14 protein-coding genes are annotated in these 12,192 nt (G+C 70.1%); 5 read left to right on the plus strand and 9 right to left on the minus strand.

Annotated features, from left to right (window positions below):
* From ACFQVC_RS37895 to ACFQVC_RS37905, 3 genes are all read right to left on the minus strand, one after another.
* The coding region (locus ACFQVC_RS37895) for a DUF2637 domain-containing protein (protein WP_381839848.1) at window positions 1-139 on the minus strand (139 nt) is incomplete at its 3' end.
* A 141-nt stretch (window positions 140-280) separates the two neighbouring features.
* Window positions 281-1,126 (minus strand): DUF3558 family protein, encoded by an 846-nt coding sequence (locus ACFQVC_RS37900; protein WP_381839628.1) that lies wholly within the window; start codon window positions 1,124-1,126, stop codon window positions 281-283.
* A 225-nt stretch (window positions 1,127-1,351) separates the two neighbouring features.
* Window positions 1,352-2,326, minus strand: coding sequence for a DUF3558 domain-containing protein (locus ACFQVC_RS37905; RefSeq protein ID WP_381839631.1), 975 nt, complete (start codon window positions 2,324-2,326; stop codon window positions 1,352-1,354).
* A 248-nt stretch (window positions 2,327-2,574) separates the two neighbouring features.
* Here ACFQVC_RS37905 and ACFQVC_RS37910 point away from each other — a divergent pair, with 248 nt between their 5' ends.
* A complete protein-coding gene (locus ACFQVC_RS37910) occupies window positions 2,575-3,768 on the plus strand; it encodes an RtcB family protein (RefSeq protein ID WP_381839634.1) in 1,194 nt (397 codons plus the stop codon).
* A gap of 169 nt (window positions 3,769-3,937) precedes the next feature.
* On the opposite strand, the gene ACFQVC_RS37915 is transcribed toward ACFQVC_RS37910, so the two are convergent.
* Both ACFQVC_RS37915 and ACFQVC_RS37920 read right to left on the minus strand, forming a co-directional pair.
* Complete coding sequence (locus tag ACFQVC_RS37915) at window positions 3,938-4,087, minus strand: hypothetical protein (protein WP_381839637.1); 150 nt, start codon at window positions 4,085-4,087, stop codon at window positions 3,938-3,940.
* Entirely contained in the window at window positions 4,084-4,845 is a 762-nt protein-coding gene (locus tag ACFQVC_RS37920; protein WP_381839640.1) for an SDR family NAD(P)-dependent oxidoreductase, read from the minus strand. Before ACFQVC_RS37920 ends, ACFQVC_RS37915 begins: the two co-directional genes overlap by 4 nt.
* A gap of 218 nt (window positions 4,846-5,063) precedes the next feature.
* Here ACFQVC_RS37920 and ACFQVC_RS37925 point away from each other — a divergent pair, with 218 nt between their 5' ends.
* Both ACFQVC_RS37925 and ACFQVC_RS37930 read left to right on the plus strand, forming a co-directional pair.
* On the plus strand, window positions 5,064-5,549 hold the full coding sequence (locus ACFQVC_RS37925) for a hypothetical protein (RefSeq protein WP_381839643.1): 486 nt from the start codon (window positions 5,064-5,066) through the stop codon (window positions 5,547-5,549).
* An 84-nt stretch (window positions 5,550-5,633) separates the two neighbouring features.
* Window positions 5,634-6,341 carry an AAA family ATPase gene (locus ACFQVC_RS37930; protein WP_381839646.1) on the plus strand — a complete coding sequence of 236 codons (708 nt, stop codon included), beginning with the start codon at window positions 5,634-5,636 and terminating at the stop codon, window positions 6,339-6,341.
* Window positions 6,342-6,386: 45 nt separating this feature from the next.
* On the opposite strand, the gene ACFQVC_RS37935 is transcribed toward ACFQVC_RS37930, so the two are convergent.
* Window positions 6,387-7,994 carry an FAD-dependent oxidoreductase gene (locus ACFQVC_RS37935; RefSeq protein WP_381839649.1) on the minus strand — a complete coding sequence of 536 codons (1,608 nt, stop codon included), beginning with the start codon at window positions 7,992-7,994 and terminating at the stop codon, window positions 6,387-6,389.
* 116 nt (window positions 7,995-8,110) lie between these two features.
* On the opposite strand from ACFQVC_RS37935, the gene ACFQVC_RS37940 reads away from it, so the two are divergent.
* Window positions 8,111-8,746, plus strand: a complete 636-nt coding sequence (locus tag ACFQVC_RS37940) for a TetR/AcrR family transcriptional regulator (RefSeq protein ID WP_381839652.1) — start codon at window positions 8,111-8,113, stop codon at window positions 8,744-8,746.
* Between the two features lie 55 nt (window positions 8,747-8,801).
* On the opposite strand, the gene ACFQVC_RS37945 is transcribed toward ACFQVC_RS37940, so the two are convergent.
* Window positions 8,802-9,332, minus strand: coding sequence for a GNAT family N-acetyltransferase (locus ACFQVC_RS37945; RefSeq protein WP_381839655.1), 531 nt, complete (start codon window positions 9,330-9,332; stop codon window positions 8,802-8,804).
* 34 nt (window positions 9,333-9,366) lie between these two features.
* Window positions 9,367-10,209 carry a DUF6597 domain-containing transcriptional factor gene (locus ACFQVC_RS37950; protein ID WP_381839657.1) on the minus strand — a complete coding sequence of 281 codons (843 nt, stop codon included), beginning with the start codon at window positions 10,207-10,209 and terminating at the stop codon, window positions 9,367-9,369.
* Between the two features lie 95 nt (window positions 10,210-10,304).
* On the opposite strand from ACFQVC_RS37950, the gene ACFQVC_RS37955 reads away from it, so the two are divergent.
* Window positions 10,305-10,877 carry a TIGR03086 family metal-binding protein gene (locus ACFQVC_RS37955; RefSeq protein ID WP_381839660.1) on the plus strand — a complete coding sequence of 191 codons (573 nt, stop codon included), beginning with the start codon at window positions 10,305-10,307 and terminating at the stop codon, window positions 10,875-10,877.
* Between the two features lie 57 nt (window positions 10,878-10,934).
* On the opposite strand, the gene ACFQVC_RS37960 is transcribed toward ACFQVC_RS37955, so the two are convergent.
* Window positions 10,935-12,038, minus strand: a complete 1,104-nt coding sequence (locus tag ACFQVC_RS37960; RefSeq protein ID WP_381839851.1) for a magnesium and cobalt transport protein CorA — start codon at window positions 12,036-12,038, stop codon at window positions 10,935-10,937.
* Window positions 12,039-12,192 lie beyond the last annotated feature (154 nt).

Raw genomic sequence — 12,192 nt, forward strand, 5'->3', positions numbered from 1 at the left:
CGAAGCCCTTCTTCTCCGCCAGATCACGCACCGCGGCATACGAACCCGCGAAACCGATCCCCGCGATGACGACCGCCCCCGCGACCACCACCCCGACCAAGATCCGGTGCGTACGCGTCAGACGCAGTGGCGCGGCCACCCGTGCTCCCCTCCCTGTGCGGTTCTTGCGCGCAACAGAGTGGCACATGCGTGCGGGCGGCGTCGGACGGGTACGGCGGGAGCCCGGTCACCTGGGGTGACCGGGCTCCGCACGTGCTTCTCAAGTGCCGTATGTTCAGAGCTAGTTGCTGCTGCTCGGCTTCTTGCTCGACTTGTCGGAGTCACCGTCGGCGGACTTGTCGGAGTCCTTCGCCGCGGGCTTGTCGGAGGACTTCTCGGACGGCTTGGCCGACTCGCCGCCGGACTTGTTGGCGGCCACGACGGACGCCACGGCCTCCTTGGCCGCGTCCTGCGCGTCCTTCTTCATCTCCTTGGTGTCCGGACCCTTGGCGCCGGCCAGGCCCGCGCCGTTGTAGTCCAGGACCACGACCGCGTTCTCGACCCGGGCGACGATCCGGTGGTTCTTGAAGTCGCCCTCCTTCTTCTTCTGGTCGAAGGTCACGAGGGTCGCCTCGTCGCCGATGCCGCTCAGGGGCTCCGTCTTGACGCTCTTCGCGCCGTCCAGGGCCTTCGCCTCCTCGACCTTCTTCGCCAGCTGCTTGGCGGCGAGCTCGTCGCCGCTGCCGAGCGTGGCGTTGGAGTCGTAGCGCATCAGGCCCAGGTTCAGCCAGCGGAACTGCGAACCCTTGGTGCCGTTGCTGTCCAGGCCGTTCCAGGAGCAGGAGGCGCGGGTCGAGGTGTCGTCGGAATTGGCCGACTTGCCCGACTTGTCGTCGGCCTCGGGTACGAGGTCGTCGACCGTGTCGCCCTTCAGCGCCTTGCAGGGCTCGGGGAGCTTGCTGAACGCGCCCTGCTTCACGGCCGCCGCGTTGTCCTTGCCGCTCGGCGAAGCGGAGGACGAGCCGCCCGAGTCGCTCTTGCTTCCGCTGTCGCCCGAGTCGGAGGAGCAGGCCGCTGCCGTGAGGATCACCGGTACGGCTGCGCAGGCGGCGAGTATGCGGGTGAGTCGCGGTCCTTTTCGGTGCATGGTTCCTTCGCTCATCAGTCGTGCAGTCGGTGCCGGGTTCCGTGCGGTGGTTCCGGTTCCGTGCGGTCGCGCTGTTCCGGTTCCGTGCGGTTGGTGTCCGTGCGGTTGGTGTCCGCGCGGATGGCATCTGTGCGGATTGCGCTCAGCCACGGTACGCGGAAGGTGCGAGTGCCGTGAGGGATACGTAAAGGTGCAAGGGGGACCGGAGGGTGGGTTCGTGCGCCCCTACTCGGCGAACCTCTCGGCCAGCTTTCCCGCCAGTTCCCGGGCTTTGTCCTGCAGTTCCTTGCTGTCGGGGACCTCGTTGCCACGGGCCGGCTGCTCGTCGTACTGGATCGTCACGACCACATTCGACGTGCGGAACACCACAGTCACAGTGCGGTGCCGGGCGGTCGATCCGGCCGCGGTGAGCTGATCGTCGAGGAAGGCCTCGTCGCCGAGATCGTCGAGGACGCGGGGCTCCAGGCCCTCGGGGACGGCGGGGCTTTCGGAGCTGCTGGCCGGGCCGGTGGGGTCGGTCGCGTCGGTCCCGTCGGGGGAGGGGGCGGCGGCCTTGTTGCCGGCGGCGGCGCTGTTCGCGGAGGGGCCGCCGTTCTCGGCCTCGCCCTTGCCCTTGTTCTTGTCCTGGCTGCCTGCCTGGTCGGCGTCGGTGTCGGTGTCGGTGTCGTCCGAATCCGAGGCGGCGCTGGGCTGGTCCGAGCTCGACGGGCCCGTCTCACCGGTCTCGCCCTCGCTCGGCTCGTCCTCGCTGGGCGCGGGCAGCTCGGCCGCGTCCTCCTTCTGCCCGTACACCTCGCCGGCCCGTGAGTCGTCGCTCACCGCGCCGTCGTACGAGACCACGCGCTCGAAGTCGACATCGAGATGGTGGGTGGCGTCCGCGGACTCGACCTTCCAGCCGCAGCCCACCCGGCGGTCGGTGTCGTAGGTCACCGACCGCGAGCCTTCGTACGCCTTGTCCCGCTGCTCCTCGTCGAGGTCCTTGATGCCGGGCAGCATGCCGTCGAGGGTGCCGTGGTCCACCGCGCGGCACGGGTCGGGCAGGGTGCGGTACTTGCCGGGCTCGGCGGTCTGCGCCGCCGAACCGGCCTCGCCGGGCTTGGAGTCGTCGGGCGACTCGCCGAGCCCCGAGCCGCCCGAGCAGGCCGTGAGCAGCACCGCGAGGAGCGCGGCTGCGCCTGGGACATACCCCTTACGCTGCACGGTCGCGGCTCCCTTCGGGTCGAAAAGCGGTTGCCGCCGGGAGGCGGCCGGTGAACACAATGTGTATCGCAAGCGCAGCCCCGGATGCCGGTCGGTCATCCCTTTTAAGGGCTTTGGCGCTGTTTTTACGCACACAGACTTTTCGGTACCGACGGGGTTGTGGGGCTTTCGGGGGCCCACGCCGGCCGGGGAGTTCAAGGTTCCAGGGTTTCAAGGTTTTCAAGGCATTTCGGGGGATTGGTCAAGTTATGTCGTATGTAGAGGTTCCGGGTGCGAAGGTGCCCATCCGGATGTGGACCGACCCGGCGTCGGTCGAGGATGTCGCGCTGCAGCAGCTGCAGAACGTGGCGACGCTTCCCTGGATCAAGGGCCTTGCCGTCATGCCGGATGTGCATTACGGCAAGGGGGCGACGGTCGGCTCCGTGATCGCCATGCACGGCGCGGTCTGCCCGGCCGCGGTCGGTGTGGATATCGGCTGCGGTATGTCCGCGGTCAAGACGTCCCTGACGGCCAATGACCTTCCGGGTGATCTGTCGCGGCTCCGCTCGAAGATCGAGCAGGCGATTCCGGTCGGTCGCGGGATGCACGACGACGCGGTGAGCCCGGGCCGTCTGCACGGTTTCCCGACGGCCGGGTGGGACGACTTCTGGACGCGCTTCGGCGGGGTCGCGGACGCGGTCAAGTTCCGCCAGGAGCGCGCCACGAAGCAGATGGGCACGCTCGGCGGCGGCAACCACTTCATCGAGTTCTGCCTCGACGAGACCGGCTCGGTCTGGCTGATGCTGCACTCCGGCTCGCGGAACATCGGCAAGGAGCTCGCCGAGCACCACATCGGCGAGGCGCAGAAGCTGCCGCACAACCAGGGCCTGGTCGATCGTGACCTGGCGGTCTTCGTCGCGGACACCCCGCAGATGGCGGCGTACCGCAATGACCTCTTCTGGGCGCAGGAGTACGCGAAGTACAACCGCGCGATCATGATGGGGCTCTTCCAGGACGTCGTCCGCAAGGAGTTCAAGAAGGCCAGGCCGACCTTCGATCCGGTCATCTCCTGCCACCACAACTACGTGGCGGAGGAGCGGTACGAGGGCATGGATCTGCTCGTCACCCGCAAGGGCGCGATCCGCGCGGGCCAGGGCGAGTACGGCATCATTCCGGGCTCCATGGGCACCGGTTCGTACATCGTGAAGGGGCTTGGCAACGAGGCGTCCTTCAACTCGGCGTCGCACGGCGCCGGACGCCGTATGAGCCGTAACGCCGCCAAGCGGCGCTTCTCCGCGAAGGACCTGGAGGAGCAGACGCGGGGCGTGGAGTGCCGTAAGGACTCCGGCGTGGTGGACGAGATCCCGGGTGCGTACAAGCCGATCGAAAAGGTCATCGACCAGCAGCGCGACCTGGTCCAGGTGGTGGCGAAGCTGAAGCAGGTGGTGTGCGTGAAGGGCTGAGGCCCGCACCGCACCGCACCGCGCCGCGCCGCACCGCACCGCGCCGCACCGCGGGCTGAGGCCCGCACCGCGCCGTCACGACCGTGGCCGCCGCCCCGGCTACGGCCGTGGCGGCGGCCACTTCGCGTGTGTCGCCGGGGCTGCGGTCACCTTGCGTGCGTCGCCCGGGCTACTTCGTGTGGGAGATGGCGTAGATCATGACGAAGGCCACCAGGTGGATGCCGAAGAGGAAGTACGCGAGGTACCACCACACCATCCGTTCGTTCTTCTTCTCCTGGGTCAGGCGGCGTTGTTCGGCGGTGGTGGCGGGGTCCGTCACTGCAGATCCCTGTGGATCTTGTGGTTGGAGGCCTGGGCGCGGGGGCGCACCACGAGCAGGTCGATGTTGACGTGCGGGGGCCGGGTGACCGCCCAGGTCACGGTGTCCGCGACATCGTCGGCGGAGAGCGGCTCGGCCACACCCGCGTACACCTTGGCGGCCTTCTCGGTGTCGCCGCGGAAGCGGGTCGTGGCGAACTCCTCGGTCTTGACCATGCCGGGCGCGATCTCGATGACCCGCACCGGTTGCCCGACGATCTCCAGGCGCAGCGTCTCGGCGATCACCCGCGCGCCGTTCTTCGCGGCGACATAGCCCGCCCCGCCTTCGTACGTGGCGTGGCCCGCCGTGGAGGAGAGCACGACGACCGTGCCGTCACCGCTCGCGATCAGGGCCGGCAGCAGGGCCTGCGTCAGGTTCAGTACGCCGATCACATTGACCTCGTACATCTCGCGCCAGTCGGCCGGGTCGCCGGTGGCCACCGGGTCGGCGCCGAGCGCACCGCCCGCGTTGTTGACGAGGACCGCGATCTGCCGGAAGGCGGTCGCGAAGGTGTCCACGGCTGCGCGGTCCGTGACGTCGAGTGCGTACGCCGTGGCCTGGTGGCCCGCGTCGTTGATCTCCGCCGCCAGCGCCTCGATGCGGTCCTTGCGGCGAGCGGTGAGCACCACGCGGTAACCGGCGGCGGCCAGCTGCCGCGCTGTGGCGGCGCCGATACCGCTGCTCGCTCCGGTGACGACGGCGATGGGGGCGGCGGCCATATGCGGTGCTCCTCGTGCGTACGTGCGAAACGGACTGTCCGGCAAGGATAGGCCGGAGCCCTGAAGTGCGAGGTCAACCCTGCGGGTCCGGCTCACCGGGACGCGCCGAACTCGCCTATGGCGGGGGCCAATTGCCGCGGCTGTATATCTTGCGCGCGGATCCGGACGAACCGGATACGTGATGGCGTGCACAGCCGATACGTAGGGAGCAGCGGCGGATGGACATGAAGAGGGCCAAGAGGGCCAAGAGGGCCGGAGTGGCGGCGGCGGGGGTGGCCCTGGCGGCCCTGGCGGGGACGGTGCCGGCGCAGGCCGTCGCTCCCGAGGCCGATGTGGCCTATCACGGCTATGCCTCGATGTGGGAGGGGAGACTGGGCGTCTGGCTGACACCGCAGAACCACGGACCGTCCGATGTCGCCGACGCCACCGTGCGCCTGCGCTACTCGGCGCCTCTCGCGGACCGGCAGCAGCTTCCGGACCGGTGTCTGCGCGCGGGCACCCGGGTGGTCCTGTGCCGTACCGGCGAGCTGAAGGCGGGCGGCTGGGGCGAGGAGATCCCGATGGACCTGAAGCTGCGCGGAAAGCCCTCGGAGGCGACGGTGCGGATCGACACCCTGTGGAACGGCGCCGCGAGCGACCGGAACGTGAAGAACAACGAGCACAAGGTGCTGACCCTCGACACCGGGGACTCGTACTTCTTCTGAGGGGGGGGCACGCATCGCCGGGCTCGGGTGGAATCGCAGGATCGTTGTTTTGCCCGCGGGGTGTGTGTCGCGGAGACTCGTTCTGTGATTGTCGAACGCGCGTACGCCCACGCTGTCGGGCACGACGAGGACGAGTGGCCGTGGTCCGTGCCGTGTGTCCGCCAGCTCCTCGCCGAAGGGCTGCGCTTCACCGCTCCGGTCACCTTCCTCGTCGGAGAGAACGGCTCCGGCAAGTCCACCCTGGTGGAGGCGCTCGCCGAGGCCTTCGGTCTCGACCCCTACGGCGGCTCCCACGACTGGAAGTACGCCACTCACCGGGCCAAGTCCCCGCTCGGTGAGCGCATCCGCTTCGACGCGGCCCGCGGCGGCCGGCAGATGGTGCGCAGCTGGTCGGCGCGCAAGGGCTTCTTCCTGCGGGCCGAGACCGCCCTCGACGCCCTTGACCGCGAGGGGTTCGAGCCGGACGCCAAGAGCCACGGCGAGGGGTTCCTCGCGGCGTTCCGCGGCAAGTTCCTGGTGCCCGGGCTCTATGTCATGGACGAGCCGGAGGCCGCGCTGTCCTTCGGCTCCTGCCTCGAACTGATCGGCCATATCGACCACTTGGCGAACACCGGGGCCCAGGTGGTGTGCGCCACCCACTCGCCCCTGCTCACCGCGCTCCCCGGTGCCGACATCGTGGAGGTGGGCGACCACGGGCTGCGCCGGGTCCGCTGGGAGGAACTCGAGCTTGTGGACCACTGGCGCCGCTACCTTTCGGACCCGGCCGCGTACCTGCGGCACATCGTGGAGTGAGGGCGGGGCCTTGCCGCGCGGCGCCGCGTCCCGGGCGGCCACAGGTCACATCCCCGCCCACTCGGCGAGTGCCGCCCGCAGCCCGGCGGGATCGTCCTGCTCGCTCGCCCAGGCCGCGTAGCCGTCGGGGCGAACGAGCAGGGTGGTGCGGCGCTCGCTCGCCCAGTGGGCGTGCACCACGGAGCTGTCGTCCACGGAGCTGTCGTCCACGGCGCTGTCGTCCACGGCGCTGTCGTCCACGGCGCTGTCGTCCACGGACCTGTCGTCCACGGGGCCGAGGGGAGAGGCCTCCTGGCCGGCGGGTGTGATGAGGACGAACTTGCCGGCACGCAGGGCTTCGTAGAGCCTGCTGCCGAACGGGCCCTTGGCCAGGGCGACATCGGGCACGCGCTGCCCGGTGAGGCGGTGGGCGCCGCGCGGTGCGGCGTATGCGTATCCGATGCCGGTGATCTGGCCGATCGCCTTGTTCCGTACGGGCCGGACGTGGTTGACCACCGTGCTCAGGAGTGAACGCAGCGCATACTGCGGGGCGTTGTGTGCCATCGCGAGGCGGATGATCGCGCCGCTGCTGCGCAGCACGGCCCGGCCCACCGGGTGGCGTTCGCTCTGGTAGGTGTCCAGGAGGGCTTCGGGGGAGCGGCCGCTGAGGACCGCGGCCAGTTTCCAGCCGAGGTTGGCGGCGTCCTGCAGACCGGTGTTCATCCCCTGCCCGCCGGCCGGGCTGTGGGTGTGCGCGGCGTCACCGGCGAGGAACACCCGGCCTGTGCGGTACTGCCGGACCTGGCGCTCGTCGCTGTGGAAGCGGGAGAGCCAGCGGGCGTCGTGCATGCCGTAGTCGGAGCCGAAGGCGCGCCGGGTGATGTCCTTCAGTTCGTCGAGCGAGGTGGGTGCCGAGTCCGGGATGTCGGCCCGGCGGCGGTCCCAGCCGCCGACCCGCCAATAGCCGTCGCCGAACGGGATGATGAAGGCGAAGGCGTTGCCCGAGCCGTTCACCGCGACCGTCAGGTCGGGTTCCTCGGACAGGAGCACATCGGCGAGGACGATCGAGCTGATCACGGGGCGGCCGGGGAAGGACTGGCCGATGGCCTCGCGCACCACGCTGTGCACGCCGTCGGTGCCCACCGCGTACGCGGCGCGGTGCGTGGCCGTCGTGCCGTCGTCGAGGCGCACGCCGACATCCACACCGGTGCTGTCCTGGCGGATCCCGGTCACCTCTGTGCCGTGCAGGAAGCTGACGCCGTGCTCGGCCGCGCGTCGGTGAAGGAGCTTCTCCACTTCGTACTGCGGGGTGGACAGGAGGAACGGGAAGCGCGAGTGCATGCCGCTGATGTCGAGGGAGAGGCGCTTGAACAGCCGGACCTTCTCGATGAGTTGGCCGGTTTCGAGGAGATCGTCCGCGAGGCCCCGGGCGTCCAGCTGCTCAAGGGTGCGGGCGTGTACACCGAAGGCGCGGGTCAGATTGCTGATACGGGCCGGGCGCTTCTCGAGGACGGTGACGGGGACGCCCGCGGCGGCGAGGTCACCGGCGAGCAGCAGGCCGGTGGGGCCCGCACCGACGACGATCACCCGACGGCCCTCGCCCTTGCTGCCCTTGCTGCCCTTGTTGTCCTTGGCGGAGTTGGTGCTCGTGCTGGTGCTCGTGCTGCCGTTCATGTGCGGCCTCCTCGATGCCAACGAGCGTGGGTCAACGCTTGTTGGCAAATATAAAACCGTCGGCAGCTATGTGTCAACGCTTGTTGGCCTACGGGTGTGGGCATACGCTTGTTGGCGTGCCCGAGAACAGTTCCGGTTCCTCCCGTCCGCGGAGCGAGAGCGCTCCGCGCCGCTCCGACGCCACCCGCGCCGCGATCCTCGCCGCCGCCCGCGAGCGCTTCGCGGCGGACGGCTATGAGCGCGCCACCATCCGCGCCATCGCCCGGGACGCGGGCATCGACCCGTCGATGGTGATGCGCTACTACGGCAACAAGGAGGGACTCTTCGCCGCCGCGGCCGAAATCGACCTCCGTTTCCCGGAGTTGATCTGGCCGAAGGAGGGGGAGCCCAAGGCCGGCGTGGAGTATGTGCACGCCGACGACGTTGGCGTGGCCCTTGTCAGCCACGTCCTCGACCGCTGGGAGCAGGACGAGGTGCTGACGGCGCTGCTGCGGGTCGGCGTGACGAACTCCGCGGGCGCCGAGCGCATGCAGGCGGTCTTCAAGCAGCAGATCGCTCCGGTCGCCGCCCGGTTCTGCCCGGACCCCGAGGCCGCCCCGCGCCGTGCGGCCCTCGCCGCGTCACAGATCCTGGGCCTGGCCCTCACGCGGTACGTCCTGCGCTTTCCGTCCGTCGTCGAGATGACGCGGGACGAAGCGGTGGCCTGGCTCGGGCCCACGATCCAGCGCTATCTGACGGCCCCCGAGGCCTGAGGTCGCCGCGCTCCTTCGGGGCACGACGAACCGCACCGGACTTCCTCCGAGAGGCTCAGGCCTCGGCTCCGGCTGCCGCTTCGGCCTCCAGGTCGAACCGCCAGTCGTTGTGCCGGGACCAGTGCCCCTTCGGGTACTCCAAGTCGCTGTCGCCCACGAGGTGGAAGCCCGCCTTGCGGCAGACCGCGTTCGAGCCGGGATTCCCGGTGGACGGGAAGGCGTGCACGAAGCGGTGGAGGGACTCCGTGCGCGCCGCGTCGAGGACGAGGCGCGCGGCCGCCACGGCGATGCCGCGGCCCTGGAACTCGGGCAGCACCCCCCAGCCGGTCTCCCACACCGTCCCGCCCTGCCACTCCTGCTCCCAGTACCCGATCGAACCGGTGGTCCGCCCGTCCACGGTGATCCTGAACACCCGCCCCCGCTCGGTGAGCAGGAGATAGCGCCGATGCCGGTCGACGAGCTTCTCGGCGGTCTCGGGGCCGCCGAGGTGCTCGGTCATCTCCGGGGTGTTCTGCCGCTCCAGCAGCCAGAAGTCGCCCTCCGACCAGGGTTCGAGAGTTGCTTCGGGATCCGTTGGGCTCACCATGCCCTCACGGTACGGCGCACCACTGACAACGGCCTCAGCGCGAAGGCGCGTACGCCGTCGGCGGCACCCCCACCGTGGCGGTGAAGTCCCTTACGAGGTGGGCCTGGTCGGCGTAGCCGAGGTCGGCGGCGAGGCCGGCCCAGTCCACGGCGGCGTCGGTCTCGGCCCGCTCAAGTGCCTCGTGGATGCGGTAGCGCAGGATGACCCACTTGGGGCCGACGCCGACGTACTGGGCGAAGAGCCGCTGCAGTGTGCGCGCCGACAGGCCCTCGGCACGGGCGAGTTCGGACACGCGCAGGATCGAGCGGTCGGTGCGGATGCGGTGGGCCAGGGCCATCGCGAGGTCGGCCCGCGGGTCGGGTGTGGGCCCCAGGGAGAGCAGGAACGCGTCGAGCGCCGCCACGCGCGCGTGCTCGTCGTCAGGCTCAAGGACAGCCTGCGCGGCCCCGGCCAACGCCCCGCCCACTGCCCCGTCCGGCGCCCCGTCCCGGAACACCGAGCCGAGCGCGAGGCTTCGCCCCGTCCACTCGCTCACGGCATGCCCGGGTGCGAACGGCCGGAAGCCACCGGGCCTGAACTGCACGCCGCACACCCGCCCCGTGCCCTCCAGCTTCTGTGTGCACAGGCCGAGGCCGATGCCCGACACCTCACCGAAGCCGTCTTCGGGGCGGGTGCCGAAGCGCTGGAAGACGACGTTCACCGACGGGTGCGGTACGACGTGCGACGCGTACGGCTGCGGCAGGTCCCAGTCGATCAGCCAGTAGTGCTCCAGGTAGGGGCGCAGCGGCTCGGCGGGTTCGCGGCGGCGGAAACGCACCCGCGAGAAGAGCTCGCCGGCGTCGACGATGCCCTTGGTGTCACGCCGTGGAGCGGCCATGGCCGGAGTCTAGGGAGTCGGGGCCGCCCGCGCCCCGCGTCGCCTGTCGCGTTTGTTCAAGCCACTGCGCACGCGCGCGTCCTACGTTCCGTCGTATGACGAAGAGCATCAGTGAGCTTCTGGAGCCGGCCGCCGCCCGGGCCGTCGGCGTGATCCGCGGGATCGACGACACCCGGCTCGGCGACCCGACCCCGTGCAGCGAGTACGACGTCCGCGCCCTGGTGAACCATCTCTTCCAGGTGGTGGTGCAGTTCCAGGCGCTCGCGGCCAAGAAGGACAGCGAGTTCGGTGAGACTCCGGACCAGGTCGGAGAGGGCGGCGACTGGCGGCAGCGGTTCGCCGACGAGACCGGCCGCCTCGCCGCGGCCTGGGCCGTGCCGGGCGCCGAGACCGGGACCGCCGGCGCCATGGGCTTTCCCGCCAGGACCGTCGGCCTCATGGTCCTCGGCGATCTCACCGTGCACGCCTGGGACTTGGCGCGCGCCACGGGCGGTGACTTCGCACCCGACCCCGTGGTGGTCGCCGAACTCCTGTCCTCTTACGAGGAACTGGCATCGGGAGCCCGCAAGGCCGGCGTCTTCGGAGACCCCGTCGACGTACCGCCCGACGCCCCGGAGTTCGACCGGATCCTGGCCCTGACCGGCCGCGATCCGCACTGGAAACGGTAACCGGCAAGCGCCCCCCCCCGGTCAGATCGCCCCCGGCAGGTCGCCCCTGCGCGCGCCCTACAACCAGCCCCTGCGCCGCAAAGTCCGGTACAAGAGGACACAGGCCACGGTGATCCCCACCAGGACGGTGGGGTAGCCGTAGGGCGAGTCGAGTTCCGGCATGTGCGTGAAGTTCATGCCGTAGACCCCGCACACCATGGTCGGTACGGCGATGATCGCCGCCCAGGATGTGATCTTTCGCATGTCCTCGTTCTGGGCGACCGTCACCTGCGCCAGATGTGCCTGCAGGATCGAGTCGAGCAGTGCGTCGAAGGACGCTATGTGCTCGCTCGTGCTCGCCAAGTGGTCCGCGACATCGCGGAAGTAGGGCTGGATGTCCGGCGCGATCAGGGCGTTCGGGCGGGTGGCCAGGGTCTGCAGCGGGCGGCCGAGCGGGGCCACCGCGCGCTTCAGCTCCAGGAGTTCGCGCTTGAGCTGGTAGATCTGCCCGGCGTCCGCGCGCCTGCCGGACTTTTCCGTCTGTGGTGCGAAGACCTGCGACTCCACGTCGTCGATGTCGTCCTGCACGGCGTCGGCGACGGACAGATACTCGTCCACCACGTGGTCGGCGATCGCGTGCAGCACCGCCGAAGGACCCTTGGCCAGCTGCTCGGGGTCCGCCTCCAGGGCCTCGCGGACCGGGCCGAGCGAGCCGTGCCTGCCGTGCCTGACGGTGATGACGAAGTCGCGGCCCGTGAAGACCATGATCTCGCCGGTGTCGACGACCTCGCTGGTGGCCGTCAGCTCGTCGTGCTCCACGTAACAGACCGTCTTGAAGACGGCGAACAGCGAGTCGTCGTACGACTCCACCTTGGGCCTCTGGTGGGCGTGTACGGCGTCCTCGACGGCCAGCGGGTGCAGGCCGAACGGCTCGGCGAGTGCGGCCAGTTCGTCCGGCGCGGGCTCGTGCAGGCCGATCCAGACGAAGCCCTCGCCCTCCTGGCGCACCCGGCGCAGCGCCGCCGCCGCCGAGGTGCCGGGACGCCCTCCGGGGCGGCGCTTGCCGTCCTGGTAGACGACGCAGTTGACGACGGCGCTGCCCAGCGGTGACCGCGCCGGGTGGCTGAGGTCCACGCCGCGGTGGGTGGCGCGGCCGACCATGCGGCGCAGCTTGCGGATCATCGGCACGTACGGGCTCCCTCCGGGGCTTGACGTGCCAGTGTGCCACCGGCCCAGGTCGAACGGACCAGGGCCGGTGGCACAGCGCTGCCGCCGGGAACTCCGCACTTGGGAAAGCCCCGACTTCACAGCCGTACAGGGAACTTCCAGGTAATTC

This window comes from Streptomyces monticola, assembly GCF_042665355.1.
Taxonomy (GTDB): Bacteria; Actinomycetota; Actinomycetes; order Streptomycetales; family Streptomycetaceae; genus Streptomyces; species Streptomyces monticola.

Coding starts and splice junctions, on each gene's coding strand:
- ACFQVC_RS37900 (WP_381839628.1), bottom strand. CDS start 1,126: ATGCACCGAAAAGGACCGCGACTCACCCGCATACTCGCCGCCTGCGCA.
- ACFQVC_RS37910 (WP_381839634.1), top strand. CDS start 2,575: ATGTCGTATGTAGAGGTTCCGGGTGCGAAGGTGCCCATCCGGATGTGG.
- ACFQVC_RS37920 (WP_381839640.1), bottom strand. CDS start 4,845: ATGGCCGCCGCCCCCATCGCCGTCGTCACCGGAGCGAGCAGCGGTATC.
- ACFQVC_RS37925 (WP_381839643.1), top strand. CDS start 5,064: ATGGACATGAAGAGGGCCAAGAGGGCCAAGAGGGCCGGAGTGGCGGCG.
- ACFQVC_RS37935 (WP_381839649.1), bottom strand. CDS start 7,994: ATGAACGGCAGCACGAGCACCAGCACGAGCACCAACTCCGCCAAGGAC.
- ACFQVC_RS37945 (WP_381839655.1), bottom strand. CDS start 9,332: ATGGTGAGCCCAACGGATCCCGAAGCAACTCTCGAACCCTGGTCGGAG.
- ACFQVC_RS37950 (WP_381839657.1), bottom strand. CDS start 10,209: ATGGCCGCTCCACGGCGTGACACCAAGGGCATCGTCGACGCCGGCGAG.
- ACFQVC_RS37955 (WP_381839660.1), top strand. CDS start 10,305: ATGACGAAGAGCATCAGTGAGCTTCTGGAGCCGGCCGCCGCCCGGGCC.
- ACFQVC_RS37960 (WP_381839851.1), bottom strand. CDS start 12,038: ATGATCCGCAAGCTGCGCCGCATGGTCGGCCGCGCCACCCACCGCGGC.